11 protein-coding genes are annotated in these 17,070 nt (G+C 43.2%); 2 read left to right on the top strand and 9 right to left on the bottom strand.

The features are described 5' to 3' along the window. Window positions 1-76: 76 nt before the first annotated feature. Window positions 77-1,327: a 6-phosphofructokinase gene (locus CST_RS03150; RefSeq protein WP_015358380.1), complete on the top strand. Its 1,251-nt coding sequence runs from the start codon at window positions 77-79 to the stop codon at window positions 1,325-1,327. A gap of 84 nt (window positions 1,328-1,411) precedes the next feature. On the opposite strand, the gene CST_RS03145 is transcribed toward CST_RS03150, so the two are convergent. The 5 genes from CST_RS03145 to CST_RS03125 all read right to left on the bottom strand — a co-directional run bounded on the left by CST_RS03145 (window position 1,412) and on the right by CST_RS03125 (window position 10,873). Further along, window positions 1,412-2,563, bottom strand: a complete 1,152-nt coding sequence (locus tag CST_RS03145; protein ID WP_015358379.1) for a tetratricopeptide repeat protein — start codon at window positions 2,561-2,563, stop codon at window positions 1,412-1,414. Between the two features lie 47 nt (window positions 2,564-2,610). After that, entirely contained in the window at window positions 2,611-3,900 is a 1,290-nt protein-coding gene (locus tag CST_RS03140; RefSeq protein ID WP_015358378.1) for a bifunctional folylpolyglutamate synthase/dihydrofolate synthase, read from the bottom strand. A 47-nt stretch (window positions 3,901-3,947) separates the two neighbouring features. Next, entirely contained in the window at window positions 3,948-6,680 is a 2,733-nt protein-coding gene (secA, locus tag CST_RS03135) for a preprotein translocase subunit SecA (protein ID WP_015358377.1), read from the bottom strand. Then, on the bottom strand, window positions 6,677-7,057 hold the full coding sequence (locus CST_RS03130; RefSeq protein WP_015358376.1) for a YerC/YecD family TrpR-related protein: 381 nt from the start codon (window positions 7,055-7,057) through the stop codon (window positions 6,677-6,679). The genes secA and CST_RS03130 overlap by 4 nt, the downstream gene beginning before the upstream one ends. An 84-nt stretch (window positions 7,058-7,141) precedes the next feature. Beyond that, a complete protein-coding gene (locus CST_RS03125; RefSeq protein ID WP_015358375.1) occupies window positions 7,142-10,873 on the bottom strand; it encodes a PolC-type DNA polymerase III in 3,732 nt (1,243 codons plus the stop codon). 297 nt (window positions 10,874-11,170) lie between these two features. On the opposite strand from CST_RS03125, the gene CST_RS03120 reads away from it, so the two are divergent. After that, on the top strand, window positions 11,171-12,187 hold the full coding sequence (locus CST_RS03120; RefSeq protein ID WP_015358374.1) for a hypothetical protein: 1,017 nt from the start codon (window positions 11,171-11,173) through the stop codon (window positions 12,185-12,187). 92 nt (window positions 12,188-12,279) lie between these two features. Here the strand turns inward: CST_RS03120 and CST_RS03115 are convergent, their stop codons facing one another. The 4 genes from CST_RS03115 to hisS all read right to left on the bottom strand — a co-directional run bounded on the left by CST_RS03115 (window position 12,280) and on the right by hisS (window position 16,773). After that, window positions 12,280-12,873: a hypothetical protein gene (locus tag CST_RS03115; protein WP_015358373.1), complete on the bottom strand. Its 594-nt coding sequence runs from the start codon at window positions 12,871-12,873 to the stop codon at window positions 12,280-12,282. Between the two features lie 264 nt (window positions 12,874-13,137). Further along, complete coding sequence (lepB, locus tag CST_RS03110) at window positions 13,138-13,668, bottom strand: signal peptidase I (RefSeq protein ID WP_242823584.1); 531 nt, start codon at window positions 13,666-13,668, stop codon at window positions 13,138-13,140. A gap of 4 nt (window positions 13,669-13,672) precedes the next feature. Beyond that, a complete protein-coding gene (gene aspS / locus CST_RS03105; RefSeq protein ID WP_015358371.1) occupies window positions 13,673-15,463 on the bottom strand; it encodes an aspartate--tRNA ligase in 1,791 nt (596 codons plus the stop codon). A gap of 32 nt (window positions 15,464-15,495) precedes the next feature. After that, window positions 15,496-16,773, bottom strand: coding sequence for a histidine--tRNA ligase (hisS, locus tag CST_RS03100; protein ID WP_015358370.1), 1,278 nt, complete (start codon window positions 16,771-16,773; stop codon window positions 15,496-15,498). Window positions 16,774-17,070: the final 297 nt, after the last annotated feature.

The raw sequence follows: 17,070 nt of genomic DNA, 5'->3' as shown, positions 1-17,070 counted from the left end.
CCTTTATGGTATATTATTTCCTGATATTGTTTAATGAAGGAAAAACTGAGCAGAATGCGTAGAGGAGGCGAAACAAATGGCAAAATTGGTAGGTAATGCGATATTTGGTCAGTCAGGCGGTCCGACATCGGTTATCAACGCAAGTGCAGCGGGAGTTATTACCGAAGCTTTGAAACAGGATTGTATTAAAAATGTATACGGTGCCGCCCATGGTATCAAAGGAATACTTGAAGAAAAATTTTACGACATGGGAATGGAAGACCCGAAAGAGCTGGAACTTTTAAAAACAACCCCTTCTTCCGCTTTGGGTTCTGTTCGATATAAGCTGGCTGATCCTGATGTTGATGACACCGATTACAAACGATTGCTTGAAGTTTTCAAAAAATATGACATCCGGTACTTCTTCTACAACGGCGGCAACGACTCGATGGATACCTGCAACAAAGTAAGCAAATACCTGCAGAAAGCCGGGTATGAATGCCGCGTAATTGGAGTTCCCAAAACAATCGACAACGACTTGGCAGAAACCGATCATTGTCCGGGATATGGAAGCGCCGCACGCTATGTGGCAATATCCACAATGGAAGTCTATTTGGATGCCCGTGTTTATGACACGCCAATGGTCTGCGTTCTTGAAGTGATGGGAAGGAATGCGGGATGGCTTACCGCAGCAACGGCGCTTGCGTCGTACAAGGGAGCCGGGCCGGATTTAATTTATCTTCCCGAAATTACTTTTGATATGGATAAATTTGTAAGAGACGTAAAAGAAGTATATGATAAAAACGGCGGGAAGGTAATTGTTGCCGTATCTGAAGGTATAAAGGACAAGAACGGCAGATATATTTCCGAATACGGCTCCGACCTTGCAAAGGAAAAGGATGCTTTTGGTCACAGCCAGTTAGGCGGCGCAGCACAGGTTCTTGCCAGTGTACTTAAGAAAGAATTAAAATGCAAAACCCGCGCGATAGAATTCAGCTTGCTGCAGCGTTGTGCGGCTCACTGTGCTTCAAAAACCGACGTAGAGGAAAGCTTCATGGCAGGACAGATGGCCGTAAGATATGCTGTCGACGGTTACTCCGACTATATGGTGGCATATGAGCGTGAGCCCGGTAAAGAGTACAGGTGCAAATTTAAACTGGTGGAACTGTCGAAAGTTGCGAATGCCGAGAAAAAAGTACCCAGAGAGTGGATAACCGAAGACGGGACAGGCCTGAAACAGGAATTTATTGATTACGCACTACCGTTAATCCAAGGTGAATCTGCGCCTCCAATGGAAGACGGACTGCCTCGTTTTGCGAGGTTAAAGAAAGTACCTGTAAAAAAATAAGAAAATAATAGTTATTCGAAAGGAAAAAGGGTTATGGTTATCCATAACCCTTTAATTTTGCTTTGATATAAATTCCACAAAGTGCTAATTTCCGCCAATATTTTTATCCGCCTTAAGCTCGTTTAACCGCGCAGTGGCATATGAACTCATCGAAGTATTCGGATATTCATCTATAATGGTTTGGAATAGTTTCATCGCTTTTTCCTTTTCATTACAGCGGGCAGCAGCTTTTCCTGCCTGGTAAAACAAATTGGCACGATATGAAACCTTGTCACTCCCGATATAGGCAATGCTGGTTTCGTATTTTTCAAGCGACTGCTTGTAGATTTCAGGATCTTTGTTTTTGTTCCCGTTGTAAATTTTATTACCTTCATTGTAAAGTGTCTCGGCAGCTTTTAACCTCACACTGTCCCATAAGCTTTTATAGTAATCGTACAAATCTTCGGGAACAGCGGTTCCGTCAGTATCAAACAGTAACTCAGCACTTTTCACGAAATCTCCGTTCAAGTACTCCGTGCCGGCTTCGTTCAAACGTTTTGCCCATTCTTTGTATGTCTGAAAATCATCCCTTAACCTCAGGTTTTCTTCGTTTAAATCTTTTAAATCCCCTTCAAGCTTTTCAATTCTTTTATTAAGCTGAGAAATTTCTTCCACCAGTTCAGGATCCTTTATAATGTTTTCCACTTTATTTACCGTAAACAAGGACTTATTTGTCGGCACCATGGACCATATCAACAATGTAATAAGCACTCCGGCAACAAAACCTGCAACGTATTTTATATAATAAAACCTGCCTTCTTCATGTCCTAGTCCCTTTGACAAAGCTAACGCCACGCCGTTCATTCCCGCCTTTTTCCTCTTTCTGGCCGGGCTTAAATCGGGCTTGTCTTCTTCGTTCGGGGACTGCAGTTTTTTCAGATATTCCATGGCTTTTATACTGCTGTCGTCGGCCTCCATAACCTTTCTAAAAACGGACTTTGCTTCCTCATCCTTCCCTGCCAGGACATAACACAATCCCAAAAGATTCATTGCTTCGTAAAAAACCGGATGGAGAGATATTGCCTTTTTGAGGGCGATAATAGCAATGTCTTCGCTCTTTAACCGCACATCTTCCAGTGCCCTGTTGTATAGTTTTATCGCTTCGGCTATATTCTCCGGCAGTTTTCCTGATTTCTGCTCAACAGCTTCTATATCAATCGGTTTAAAATCGTCCAGCGCAGCTTTAACATCCAGCATTCATTTCCCCCCTGCCATCCGACCCGTAAATGAATTCATTGTAAAGGTCATTTTTGCGCAGAAATTTGAAATTTGCCACGTACCTGGCCTATATAATACAGCGACCCCAGTGCTGCTATAACATCTTCCCCGGTAGCGTCCGAAAGCGCTTTTTCCACTGCTGCCTCTATTGTATCACTAAATTCTACATTTTTACAATACTTTGACATTACTTTTACAAGACTTCCTGCATCAAGCGCCCTTGGAGAGTCAGGAGTTACAGCAATAAAGCGCTTCGATATCGCTGAAAGCTCTCTAAGCATCGCGTCATAATCCTTATCCTTCATGACACCGAAAATTATCGTGGCTTTTCTGTCAGGATAAATCTTTTTGTACGTTTCAACAAAGGAACGGACACCGTCGGGGTTATGACCTCCGTCTATATAGAAATCGGGATTTCTTGCCAAAAGTTCAAACCTTCCCGGCCATGACGCAGTTTTAAAGCCTTTCACAACATCACCGTCTTCTATCTTAAATCCCGCCTGTCTCAGAACTTCAACCGTTTTTAAAGCGACAGAGGCATTGTAAACCTGGTGTACTCCGACAATTGATGTTTCTATATTTCCGTAGCGCGGGTGTACTAAATGCAGTAAACCGGGGCTTAATTCGGCTTTTTCAAACTCTCCGGGGTCCGCACAATATAACTCTGCATTTCTCTGCCTGCATACAGACTCAATAACGTCCAAAGCCGCCTTTTCCTGCGGATATGTTACCACTCTTCCGTTCTGTTTTATAATGCCTGCTTTTTCATAAGCAATTTCAGCGACGGTGTTTCCCAGAATTTCGGTATGGTCAAGGGAAATTTTGGTTATAACCGATACCAGCGAATCGGAAATGACATTCGTAGCATCCAGCCGCCCTCCTAATCCAACCTCAAGAACTACGGCATCGCATCCTTTTTCATAAAAGTAAAGAAAAGCCATTGCCGTAATCACTTCAAAAACGGTTGGATGCTCAAGCCCTTCCTTAACCATTTCATCGATTACGTTTTTAATTCTCCAGGTATATTTAAATAACTCTTCGTCGCTTATTTCCTGCCCGTTAATACTGATTCTCTCATTATACCGCTGAAGATGCGGAGAGATATATAAACCTGTTGAGTATCCCGCACATGAAAGAATAGAGGATATAAAGGCAGAAGTAGAGCCTTTTCCGTTTGTACCTGCAACGTGTATGAATTTAAGATGCTCCTGCGGATTGCCCAGCCTTTCTGTAAGAGCTTTAATTCTTTTAAGACCGGACCTGCTTCCAAGCCCCTCAAGGCTTTCTATATATTCGATTGCATTTTCGTAATTCATAACGCCCTTTCTATTATTTGACACCACCAGTTTTATAAATTTTATATTTATGAATTAGCGCCGCAGCACTTTTTGTATTTCTTACCGCTTCCGCACGGGCAAGGATCATTTCTGCCCACCTTATCCGCTGCTCTCTTTTTCGGTGTTTTGACCGGTTCTTCACCATGTCTGGCTTCAATCGGCTGTGCCACCTGGGTTCTTTGCACCACTATGTTTTCCTTTTTAATATGCATTAACTCCTTAATGGAATCTTCCTGAATACTCCGGATCATTTCCTCAAACATCTCCGAGCCTTCCATTCTGTATTCGACAATCGGATCCTTCTGTCCGTAAGCCCTTAACCCGATACCGTATTTCAGCTGCTCCATTGCATCTATATGGTCCATCCACTTTTCATCGACATTTTTAAGAAGTATTCTTCTTTCAAGCAGTCTCATTATTTCACTGCCAAAAGCCTCTTCCTGCTCGTTATATCTTTGAACGGCCTTCTCATACAGAATGTTTCTGAACTTTTCCACCGTCAGGCTCTCAGGATCAAATTCCTTCTGATCAAATGAGCCCTTAGGAAGCAGTATGTCTTCGACATAAGCTTTAATTCCGTTCCAGTCCCAGTTTTCAGGATACGGATTTTCGCTGCAGTAAAGATTAACACATCGATCTATAATTCCTTCTATCATCTTAAGGAAGTTTTCTTTCAGGTTTTCTCCCTGAAGCACTCTTAAGCGTTCCCTGTATATTACCTCGCGCTGCTGATTTAAAACGTCATCATACTGCAATACGTTTTTTCTGCGGTTGAAGTTGATGCCCTCAATTTTTTTCTGGGCATTTTCAATTGCATTGGAAAGCATTTTGTGTTCTATCGGCTGATCATCCTCAAGCCCCAGCATTTCCACCATTCCGGTGATCCGGTCCGAGCCGAAAAGCCTCATCAGATCATCTTCGAGGGAAATATAAAAACGGGACTCGCCCGGATCTCCCTGACGGCCCGCACGGCCACGGAGCTGGTTGTCGATACGCCTTGACTCATGCCTTTCGGTTCCTATAATTTTAAGCCCGCCTGCGGCTATCACTTTTTCCTTTTCCTCATCGGTTTGCTTCTTGAATTTGCCATAAAGTTCCTTAAAGACCTCTCTGGCTTTCAGGATTTGCTCATCGTCGGTATCATTGAAACTGGTGGCCATATTGATCAAATGCTCATCAAAACCCATTTTACGCATTTCCTGCTTCGCAAGGAATTCAGGATTACCCCCAAGCATGATGTCGGTACCGCGGCCGGCCATATTCGTAGCTATTGTAACCGCCCCGAGCTTTCCGGCCTGAGCTATGATTTCAGCTTCTTTTTCATGGTATTTTGCATTCAGCACATTATGGGGTATCCCGCGTCTCTTTAAAAGCTGGCTGAGATATTCAGAAGTTTCTATTGAAATTGTGCCCACCAGCACAGGCTGACCCTTTTTGTGGCTCTCTTCAATATCTCTGATTACAGCCCTAAATTTTGCCTCTTTGGTTTTATATACCACATCGGGATGATCAATTCTTATTACTGGAAGATTTGTAGGAATCGCCACAACATCAAGATTGTATATGTCTCTGAATTCCTGTTCTTCGGTCAGCGCCGTGCCCGTCATTCCCGAAAGTTTTTTGTAAAGCCTAAAGTAATTCTGGAACGTTATTGTCGCCAGGGTTTTGCTTTCCTTTTCAACAGTTACCCCTTCTTTTGCCTCAATAGCCTGATGCAGGCCGTCACTGTACCTGCGGCCGTACATTAATCTTCCCGTAAACTCATCAACTATTATAACTTCGCCGTCCTTGACTACATAGTCCACATCCCGTTTCATTAACCCGTGGGCCTTCAGAGCCTGATTGATATGGTGGGAGATAGCCATATTTTCTATATCGGAAAGATTATCTATATGGAAAAATTCCTCGGCCTTCGCCACTCCTCTGGCTGTGAGTGTGGCGGTATGAGCCTTTTCGTCAACAATATAGTCGGCGTCGATATCATCATCCAGCGTTTTGTCGTCGGTTTCGGTGAAGACCTTTTTCTTAAGCCTTCTGACAAAAGTATCGGCTTTATAGTACAAATCGGTGGATTTGTCACCAATACCTGATATTATAAGAGGAGTACGGGCCTCATCTATCAGTATTGAATCCACCTCGTCAACAATCGCGAAATTATGCCCCCTCTGAACCATGTCTTCCAGGTATACCACCATGTTATCCCTCAGGTAGTCAAACCCGAATTCGTTATTGGTTCCGTAGGTTATGTCACAGGCATAGGCTTTTCTTCTTTCGTTGCTGTCCAGTCCGTGAACTATTACACCGACGCTCATGCCAAGGAACTGGTATACTTTACCCATCCACTCGGCATCACGCTTCGCAAGGTAGTCATTCACTGTAACGACGTGGACTCCTTTTCCTTCCAGTGCATTAAGGTATACCGGCAATGTAGCCACCAGAGTTTTTCCTTCGCCTGTTTTCATTTCGGCAATGCGTCCCTGATGAAGTACCACACCGCCTATAAGCTGAACACGGTAATGCCTGAGCCCGAGCACCCGCTTTGATGCTTCCCGAACAACAGCAAAGGCTTCCGGAAGGATATCATCAAGCGTTTCACCATCCTGAAGCCTTTTTTTGAAGTAAGGAGTTTTTGCTCTAAGCTCTGCATCGGACAGTTTTTGCATCTCACTTTCCAGTGCCTCTATTCTGTCAATAATCGGTTCGATTTTCCGTATTTCCCTTTCACTGTATGTTCCGAATATTTTTTCCAGTAATTTCAATCCTTTTTGCCGCTCCTTTCAATTTCCTTAAGGCGTTCCAGTATAAGGCGGTATCCGTCCGCCCCATAATTTAAAGCACGGCTTACCCTGCTGATCGTTGCTTCACTCGCTCCTGTTTTTTCATGTATTTCCCTGTATGTTTTCCCGGCGTCCAGCATTTTTGCCACCTCAAGCCGCTGAGCAAAGGCCTTGATTTCGGACACCGTTCCTATATCCTCAAAAAAACTGTAGCACTCTTCCTTGTTCCTGAGCAGCAGTATTGCCTCAAATAGCTTGTCAACAAGTTCACTTCGCAATTTACTGTTCAAAAAAATCACTCCATCGGAAACACAAAAATTTAAGACAAAACATTTCAACAGGGCCGCGCTATTAATCATTAAAATTCCCTTATATTGATAATATTTTATCTAATTAGTAAATTCAAGTCAAACAATATTAATACATCCAATGTTTAAACCAAGCTACAGGAAACATACCTGATTGCTTTGTTCCATACCGTTCAGGCATCCGTGCCTTTCCAGTATTTCAATAACCGATTTGCTGACTCCTGTCCGGATTTTAAGATCGTCTATTGACAGGAATTTTCCCTGCTTCCTTGCCTCCACGATACTTGCGGCGGCAGCGGTACCGAGCCCCTGCAGCGCATTCAGGGATGGAAGTATTCCCTTTTCCGTAATTTTGAACTTCGTCGCATCGGATTCGTACAAATCCACCGGAAGGCACTTGATTCCCCTGGCATACATCTCGTTCGCAACCTCAAGGATTGTCAACAGGTTCTTTTCCTTCTGCGTCATCGCGTTCCCTTTTTTCTCCAGTTCCTCAATTTCGTACCGTACCCTGTCCTGTCCCCGTGAGATTATGTCCGCATCAAACTCGTCAGCCCTGACCGTGAAATAAGTAACATAAAACGCTTCAGGATAATAGACCTTAAACCAGGCTATTCTGAAGGCCATCATCACATACGCCGCAGCATGGGCTTTCGGGAACATATATTTAATCTTTTTGCATGATTCTATATACCAGTCGGGTACGCCATGTTTTTTCATCTGTTCCTCGTATTCGGGCTTCAATCCTTTTCCTTTTCTTACGTCCTCCATTATTTTGAACGCGGTCAAAGGCTCAAGGCCTTTTTTAATAAGGTAAAGCATAATGTCGTCACGGGTTGCCACAACATCGGCCAATGTGGCAATACCGTTTCTGATAAGATCCTGCGCATTATTTGCCCAAACATCGGTACCGTGCGAAAGTCCGGATATTCTTATCAGTTCGGCAAAAGTCTTAGGTTTGGTTTCCACCAGCATCTGGCGGACAAACCTGGTTCCGAACTCCGGAATGCCGAAAGTGCCAACCGGACTGCCTATTTCCTCAGGAGAAACCCCCAAAGGTTCGGTGCTTCTGAAAAGCTCCATGGTTCTTCTTTCGCCTATCGGTATCTCTTTAGGATTTATTCCCGTGAGGTCCTGCAGCATACGAATAACGGTAGGATCATCATGGCCCAGAATATCCAACTTCAAAATTCTTCCGCTGATGGAATGGTAATCAAAATGTGTGGTTATAACGTCGGCCTCCGGGTCGTCGGCAGGGCGCTGTACCGGAGTAAAATCATAAATCTCTTTGTCATGTGGTACTATCATTACTCCGCCGGGATGCTGACCTGTAGTTCGTTTAATTCCGGTACAGCCCGCCACAAGGCGGTTCAGCTCTGCATTTGTAACCGCTTTTCCCCTTTCATTAAGATATCCCTTGACAAACCCGTAAGCTGTCTTCTCGGCAACGGTTGCAATTGTTCCCGCCCTGAAAACATGCCCCACTCCGAAAAGTTCTTCTGTATATTTGTGGGCGACAGGCTGGTATTCGCCTGAGAAATTCAGGTCAATATCGGGTTCCTTGTCGCCGTCGAAGCCCAGGAAGGTTTCAAAGGGTATGTCGTAACCATCCTTAATCAGCGGCTTTCCGCATCTCGGACAGTTTTTGTCCGGGAGGTCAAAACCACATCCCACGCTTTTATCCTGGTCATGAAACTCGGAGTAAAGGCAGTTTCCGCACCTGTAATGGGCAGGCAGCGAATTTACTTCGGTAATTCCTATCAGGTATGCAACAAAGGAAGATCCCACCGAACCCCTCGAACCTACAAGATAGCCGTCGGATAGCGACTTTGACACGAGCTTCTGAGCTATAATGTACATAACCGAAAAACCGTTTTTGATTATGGAATTAAGCTCCTTGTCCATTCTTTTCTGAACAATCTCCGGCAGAGGCGAGCCATACAGGGATACCGCCTTCTCAATGGACATTCTTTTAATGTCTTCTTCGGCGCCTTCTATATAGGGCGGGTATGTTCCGTCGGGAATGGGCTGAACGGTTTCAACCCATTCGGATACCAGCCTTGTATTCTTCACAACAACCTCATAAGCCGTCTCTTCTCCAAGGTATGCAAATTCCTCGAGCATTTCCTCGGTTGTGCGGAGAAACAAGGGGGCCTGCCGCTCAGCATCACTGTACCCTTGCCCTGCCTGCAGAATACGCCTGAATACTTCATCCTCCTTGTCCAGAAAATGCACGTCACATGTGGCTACTACCGGTTTGTTAAGCCTGTGCGCCAGTTCAACTATTTTCATGTTTATTTCTTTAAGTTCGTCATAACCCGATACATGTCCGGAGTCTATCAGGAAACGGTTGTTACCCAGCGGCTGTATTTCGAGGTAGTCATAATAAGAAGCGATTTTCAAAAGTTCCTCTTCATCCTTCTTGCTTAATATTGCACGGTATATTTCGCCTGCTTCACAGGCGCTGCCCAGAATAAGGCCTTCCCTGTATTTTTCCAGCACTGATTTGGGGACCCTTGGTCGTTTGTAAAAATAATTCAGGTGGCTTTCTGAAATCAGTTTATACAGATTTTTCAGGCCTTTCTGATTTTTAACCAATAAAATCGCATGGTAGGTTTCAACGTTTTTATAATCTATATTTCCGTCGGGGTCCGTTTTATCCTCACCCAAAAGATAAATTTCCACTCCGTAAATCACTTTGATTCCTGTTTTCTTTGCTGCCTCATATGCATCAGGGTATGCCTGAACGACGCCGTGATCTGTTATCGCAATGGCACTGTGTCCCCATTTGGCGGCTCTTTCGATTAAATCCTTCACAGGCGTTACTGCATCCATCTGGCTCATCTGAGTATGCGCATGAAGTTCCACGCGCTTTTCAGTGGCATTGTCCGTTCTCTCACGAACGACGGTTTTTAATATGCCACGGGTCATCATTGTCATCTCTCTGCTGAACGTATCATACTGAATATCGCCATGGACATAAAACCATTCCCCTGTTTTAACATTCTCCTCAAGGGCAGACAATTGTTTATCGTCTGCAAAGCATTTAACCGTAATCGAATTGGTTAAATCGGTTATATCAAAACAGAACAGCTTTTTTCCGCTGTTAAGCTGACGGGTCTCAACCCGTATAACTTTTCCCCTTACGGTGATTCTGCCCGAATCAATGGTAATATCACTCATCTTCACTATATCCGCGGTATCAAAATTCTTGCCGAAAACCAGGTCGGAATTCTTCTGCTTTCCGGTATCGGCTTCCTTATTTTCTCCTCCTCGGGCTTCAGGAGCCATTGACATAATTTTTCGAATGGTTTCCTTCTCCAATTCCGCCTGCCTTTTTAATATCTGTTCGTTGAAGTTTTCATCTACCGGCGGATCTACGAATTCTACGACAAAATTTCTGTTAAAGCATGTCTTGATATAGTTCTCAAGATATCTGTCGCATTTGCCAGACTTCAGAATGGCTGCTGAAGGAGTTTTAAGATAAATTTTAAGCCTGCTGCCGTCCAATTCCAGTTCGGCATCCGTCATCAATACCCCATAGTGTTTCGATTTGGCTGTAATGGCATGTAAAATGAAATCCCTGCAGCATTCAATAAAATCAGAACCGTTGTTTTCAAAATTAAAACACGGTATTACGGCAACCGGAGTATTAAAAAAACGAGTCAGTTTTTTCTCCAGTGAACAGATATCCTCCATTTTTACATAGCACGGCAGTTCAAGGCATATCTGCACCTGCCCGCTGGATTTTATATATAAAAGCCTTGAAACCAAAGCGTTTCTGAAATTTTCACTCAGATTTTCATCCAATGGAACTTCATCAAACATATCACAGAATTTTTGCGGTTTTTCCAGCGCATATCCCATGTTGTATCCCTCGTAAGAAAGTTTTTCAGGTAACCGTTATTTATTTTAACATATACACATTGTTAATACAAACCGGCCGGGGGTTAACTCCAGGCTTTTTATGCTTTTGTATTCATAGGAAAAAACAACCTGCCACTATATCTGGAATATCGGCAAGTATTTTGTTTAGGTTTTTGAGTTATCAATTTTAATAACGCCCGTATTTCTTTTTATAATATGGAACTAATATCCATATTTTACGACAAATATTAATGTAATAATAAAAAATAATTTGATGACAGGAGGATGTTTTAAACTATGATTAGGCGGATATCAAAAGTTTTAATTCTCGTGGCATGCCTTTTAATTCTGTGCAGTTGCAAAAAACAGAACAACAGTTTCGTCGTGATTACGGATTTCGATTATTTCAAGGATGCAGGGGACATAGGTTTCTATAAGAAAGGCGATCTTTACGGATTTATTTATTTAAACGGAGACACAGGAGATTTGGAACCTTTTACATTGGATAAGGAATTGAGCGGATTTATTGATTTAGACAGTATCAAATATTCCAACGGTATCGCGACTTTCTCCACCGTTCCCGGCGAAGACGGCACCGTTTATTATGGCTTCATGGACCTGCAGGGTAATGTGGTAATGAAGAAGGAATGGGGACAAATTAGCCCGTTCAGCAGCTCGGGATATGCCTCCGTATACGATAACACCCTCCAGAAATATGTCATAATCGACAAATCCGGAAACATTGTCAGAGATCGCCAGTCCTATGTTGAAACATACTACCCTGAACCGGGCATTTTCATTTGCAGGGATACTTTCGATACCGACCATTCCCACACAGACTATTATTTGCTGGATAAAAACCTTAATATTTTTCTTGAAGGATTGGAAGTTTACTATGAATCAGACGAGAACTCAGCCCATACAAGACAGTATACAATCTTCGGAGACGACAAGAAATTCATATACAAAAAGAATAATAAATATTACATATATGACATAAAAGAAAATAAAACCGTTGCGGAATATAACAGTTATGAAGAGTTACTGGAAAGCCAGAAGGATTTCATTTACGATTGTCAGTATCAGTATGCGAACAAATATGAACATCAGTTGGCAACAGAAAGTTATATGGATGTCTATATACATTTCGATGAAAAAAAAGGCACTTATTTGCTTGTCAACGAAAACGGCGAAACACTGTTTAAGCCTGATCCCGACATAACCGGCTTAACCTATGAAAAAGGTAAGGTAATAAAAGGGGTTAGCAAATCAACAGGAAAAACTGTTGTAATATTTAATAAAAACTTTAAGTAAATGCATAAATCAGTATAAGATAATAACGGATGTATTGGTAAGGCAGAAGCATTCCGCCTCTGCCTTTTCTTATCAACTGTAAACAAATATTCTTAAAATTCAGGTCTAAAGTAGAAATCGCCTAATTGAATCTCGCCGGGTTTACTGGTTTTATTTCCGCTAAAGAAATAGTAATTGCTTCCTAAACTCGTCAGCCTTTTATATGAATTATCCTGTACACGCAGACAGTTATTATACGCCCGTACAAGTGCTTGACATGCATTCAAACTCCATGAGCAGTCAGAAAACGGATCTTTCATTATATTATGCCAATAATAAGGGGCCCCTTTTTTCTCATTAAGACCATCCAGAGAAGAAAATGCTTCATCCCAGCTGATATTCCATCCGACTTTTCTATTATACATACAGTCAAATATTGCATCGCAATTCAACGGCCTTTGCTTCGTATCAGATACTTCAAAATACACAGCATGTGCATAAGCACTTGCCTTTGACGGACACTCACTTGGCTCGCTTATTGTTTTAAATGTCTTAATGAAATAGAGAAAATTTTCAAAATTTACAATCCAATAATTATACTCGTCGTTAAACGCCTGCCACACGTTGTCAATATTACTCTTTTTACTTCTCGGATATCCAGCAGCAATTACCTGCTCAATCTGATCGGCCGTTAATGGCGTTGCCATAAATATCATCTCCCTTCATTAATTTTTTTATTGTTAAGCGCTTAACCACCTATAAAAGAGCCTGAAAATAAAAAAATGTAAACACGAAAAATTTAATCCTGCGCAAAAACGTTTTCCGGACGGAATAAAAAACTCATACTCCACGTCGGAATAAAAAAAATTGGCTGATACACTTCCATTGCGCATCAGCCATTGTATTAAATCCGCCTTTCTCTATTGACTTAACGTTATACATGGTCATAAATAATATGAATTTTTTTCCGGCTATTCTACCGGACCTATTTCGCTGAATGGGTAAAGCCTGAAAACCACTTTGCCGATTATTGTCCCCTCGCTTAACGGACCAAAGGTACGGCTGTCTTTGCTTGCTCCGGGGAGGCGGTTGTCGCCAAGTACATAGATGCAGTTTTCAGGAACCACAATGTTACTGAATTCCCCCGTTGCAAAGGTGTCACTGCCGGTGGTATAGGTTTCCTGAAGCTCTTCCCCGTCTACAAATACTTTTCCGTCCTTTATTTCAACCTTCTGGCCTTCGGTTGCAATTACCCTTTTCACGGCATATACCTTGCCCTTTCCGAGTAAATCGGGTATTCTGAGTACCACAATATCTCCCGGTTTAATACCGCCAAAATGCAGTGAAAGCTTTTCTATTACCAGAATATTATTGTCCTGTAACGTGGGCAGCATGGAATTTCCCTTGACTATCGTAAACTGGCATATGTAATTCACAGCTGCCAAAGTTACAATAATGGCCAGTGCAATATGCACCAGCCACTCTATTATTTCCTTCTTCAAAGCCTCATTTTTCATCTTCGGGTATCACCGTTCTAATATGCAATTCTTCGAGCTGTTTCTCATCAACAAAATCAGGAGCGCCTGTCATCAGGCACGAAGAATTCTGTACTTTCGGGAATGCTATAACGTCACGTATCGAATCGCACTTTGCCATGAGCATAACCATTCTGTCCAGGCCGAAAGCAAGGCCACCATGAGGCGGTGTTCCATACCTGAAAGCCTCAAGCAGGAAGCCGAATCTCCGCTGGGCTTCTTCATCAGAGATTCCAATAACGTTAAATATTTTTTTCTGGAGTTCCTGATCATGGATACGGATACTTCCTCCGCCCAGTTCTATGCCGTTAAGTACAATATCGTAAGCCTTTGCCCGCACTTTACCGGGATCGGTATCAAGCAACGGGATGTCCTCATCCATCGGTGATGTAAACGGATGGTGTTTCGCCACCCAGCGTTTCTCCTCGTCGTCATATTCAAGCAGCGGGAACTCGGTTACCCAAAGGAAATTGTTTTTGTTTTCGTCCAGAAGGTTGAGTTTTTTCGCAATTTCCAGGCGCAAATGGCCAAGAGCGTCAAATACAATGCTGTCAGAATCCGCCACAAAACAGATAAGATCTCCCGGTTCTGCCTGAACTCTTTTGAGTATTCCGTGAATTTCCTCATCGGTAAGGAATTTTGTAAATGAAGACCTTAAATTCCCGTCTTCAACGGCAATCCAGGCCATTCCTTTTGCGCCGTAGGTCTTGACCACATCGGTCAGCGCGTCGATTTCCTTCCTTGAGAATTTGCTGCCGCACCCCTTTGCATTTATAGCTCTTACGCTTCCGCCGTTTTCAATGGCTCCGGAAAAAACCTTGAAAGCCGAATTTTTAACTATATCGCTTACATTTACCAATTCCATTCCGAAACGGGTATCGGGCTTATCGGAACCAAACCGTTCCATTGCCTCTGCATAGGTCATCCTCGGGAACGGAATATCAATGTCTATTCCAAGTACCTCACCATATACACGCTTTAAAAAACCTTCACATACTTCCAATACATCCGGAATGTCAACAAAAGACATCTCAAGGTCTATCTGTGTAAATTCCGGCTGTCTGTCGGCACGCAAATCCTCGTCTCTGAAACATTTCGCTATCTGAAAATATCTGTCGAATCCGGAAACCATCAAAATCTGCTTGAACAGCTGCGGAGACTGGGGAAGTGCGAAAAATTTTCCCGGAAATACGCGGCTTGGAACGAGATAATCCCTCGCACCTTCCGGAGTACTCTTTATCAGAACAGGAGTTTCTATTTCAATAAATCCCTTTTCATCGAAATAATCCCTGGCCACCTTGGCCACCCTGTGCCGCAACATGAGATTTTTCTGCATAACGGGCCTTCTCAGATCCAGGTACCTGTATTTCAGTCTGGTAGCCTCGCTTGTGTCCACCACGTCTTCAATATGGATGGGTGGCGTGTCAGCCTTGCTTAATATCCTGAGTTCCTTGGCCACCACTTCCCATTTCCCGGTTTTAAGATTGGGATTTATATCTTCACGTATTTGCAAAACTCCCCTTACAGCGATAACATATTCATTGCGGAGCTGCAAAGCCTTGCTGTGGAGCTCACTGTCCAGTTCGCTTTTGAATACAATCTGCAATATTCCTGTCCTGTCACGGAGATCGACAAATATCAGCTTGCCAAGTTCCCTTCTTCTCTGAACCCAGCCCATAACCACAATTTCATGACCGACATCCAGGTCGCTGACTTCACCGCACATATGAGTCCGTTTCAAACCGGTCAGCTTTTCCGCCATAACTTCATCTCCTTTAAGTCATAGGTATTAATTTATTCATTTTTATTGCCCTGTTTATATTTTAACAGTCTGTCGACTATTGTATCTATATGAACATCTTTTGTCTCACCGGTCGCCATGTTCTTTAACTCCGCTTTTCCGCTTTCAACCTCGTCGTCACCAAGAATGACAACAAAACGGGCGTTAATTTTGTTTGCATATTTCATCTGGGCTTTTACGCTTCTGCCCATAATATCCTTTTCACATCGTATGCCTGCGGCACGAAGCTTCAGCGTAATGATTTCTGCAAGCCTTTGCGCTTTTTCGCCGATATAACCTATGAAAATATCCGGGCCTTCGGGCTTTGGTATTTCAATATTCTGGCTTTCCATTTCGAGCAAAAGCCTTTCAACGCCAAGCGCAAATCCGATACCCGGAGTGGGATTCCCTCCGCAGGCTTCAACAAGCCCGTCATACCTGCCGCCGCCGCAAACCGTTCCCTGCGAGCCAATATTTTCGGATACAAATTCAAATACCGTACGGGTGTAATAATCAAGCCCGCGGACAATCCTTTTGTCTACTGAATAAGGTATTTCCATAATGGCGAGTTTTTCCTTGAGCTTCTCAAAGTGTTCTCTGCAGTCATCACATATATAATCCAGCAGTGCAGGGACATCGGTAAGTTCGTTCTGGCACGTTTCAACCTTGCAGTCCAGAATTCTCATGGGATTTCTGTTGAACCGATCACGGCATGTTTCGCAAAGCCTGTCAAGCTTTGTTCTTAGAAAATCTTTTAGTATTCTATTGTATTTTTCACGGCAGGCCGGACATCCAATACTGTTAATGTTCAATTTAAGATTTTTAATGCCCAGTTCCATGAAATACAGATGTAAAAAGGATATAATCTCGGCATCGGCGCCGGGATCGGCAGCTCCGAACAGTTCCGCACCAAACTGATGGAACTCACGGTACCTTCCTTTCTGAACATTCTCATACCTATACGCAGTAATATTATAAAACAGCTTTACAGGTTGCGGCCATGATGACATACCGTTCTGGATATAACTTCTAACAACACCTGCTGTTCCCTCAGGTCTTAACGTCAGACTCCTTCCCGCCTTGTCATTAAAAGTATACATTTCTTTCTGAACGATGTCGGTTGTATCCCCAACACCCCGCTGAAACAGTTCGGTATGTTCAAACACAGGAATGCGGATCTCTCTGAAGCCAAACCTTTCGGCCATTTCTCTGAATTTCTCCTCAACATAATACCATTTATATATCTCGTCCGGCAGTATATCCTTTGTCCCCTTGGGCGCACTTGTCAACATTCGCATCACTCCCATTAATAATAAAAATCCTGCCTGTTTTCGGAACAAAAAAACCTCTGTCCACCAAAGAAGGGACGAGAGGCATTCCCGTGGTTCCATCTTATGAGAAGTTTCAGCTCCGTTTATGTCCTTATCGCATACAACTCGTGCCGGACTACGGGAAATAATACCTTTCACCCGACAGGCTCCCGGGTGTTTTTTAACCGTACTGTTTGCCCCAAAAACGCTCTCCGTCGCGGCACTGTTCCTTCGTGGACAGAACGGTAACTACTCCCTTTCATCGCCTTTATTGTATTG

Origin of the sequence: Thermoclostridium stercorarium subsp. stercorarium DSM 8532, from assembly GCF_000331995.1 — a bacterium.
Taxonomy (GTDB): Bacteria; Bacillota; Clostridia; order DSM-8532; family DSM-8532; genus Thermoclostridium; species Thermoclostridium stercorarium.
Note: the sequence above shows the minus strand (reverse complement) of the source record. Positions and strands in the feature narration are given on the sequence as shown.

Excerpts from the sequence above, each read along its gene's own strand:
- CST_RS03140 (WP_015358378.1), bottom strand. The coding sequence starts at position 3,900 with ATGAATTACGAAAATGCAATCGAATATATAGAAAGCCTTGAGGGGCTT.
- CST_RS03115 (WP_015358373.1), bottom strand. The coding sequence starts at position 12,873 with ATGGCAACGCCATTAACGGCCGATCAGATTGAGCAGGTAATTGCTGCT.
- hisS (WP_015358370.1), bottom strand. The coding sequence starts at position 16,773 with ATGTTGACAAGTGCGCCCAAGGGGACAAAGGATATACTGCCGGACGAG.
- CST_RS03130 (WP_015358376.1), bottom strand. The coding sequence starts at position 7,057 with ATGATTAATAGCGCGGCCCTGTTGAAATGTTTTGTCTTAAATTTTTGT.
- CST_RS03150 (WP_015358380.1), top strand. The coding sequence starts at position 77 with ATGGCAAAATTGGTAGGTAATGCGATATTTGGTCAGTCAGGCGGTCCG.
- aspS (WP_015358371.1), bottom strand. The coding sequence starts at position 15,463 with ATGGCGGAAAAGCTGACCGGTTTGAAACGGACTCATATGTGCGGTGAA.
- CST_RS03120 (WP_015358374.1), top strand. The coding sequence starts at position 11,171 with ATGATTAGGCGGATATCAAAAGTTTTAATTCTCGTGGCATGCCTTTTA.
- CST_RS03145 (WP_015358379.1), bottom strand. The coding sequence starts at position 2,563 with ATGCTGGATGTTAAAGCTGCGCTGGACGATTTTAAACCGATTGATATA.
- CST_RS03125 (WP_015358375.1), bottom strand. The coding sequence starts at position 10,873 with ATGGGATATGCGCTGGAAAAACCGCAAAAATTCTGTGATATGTTTGAT.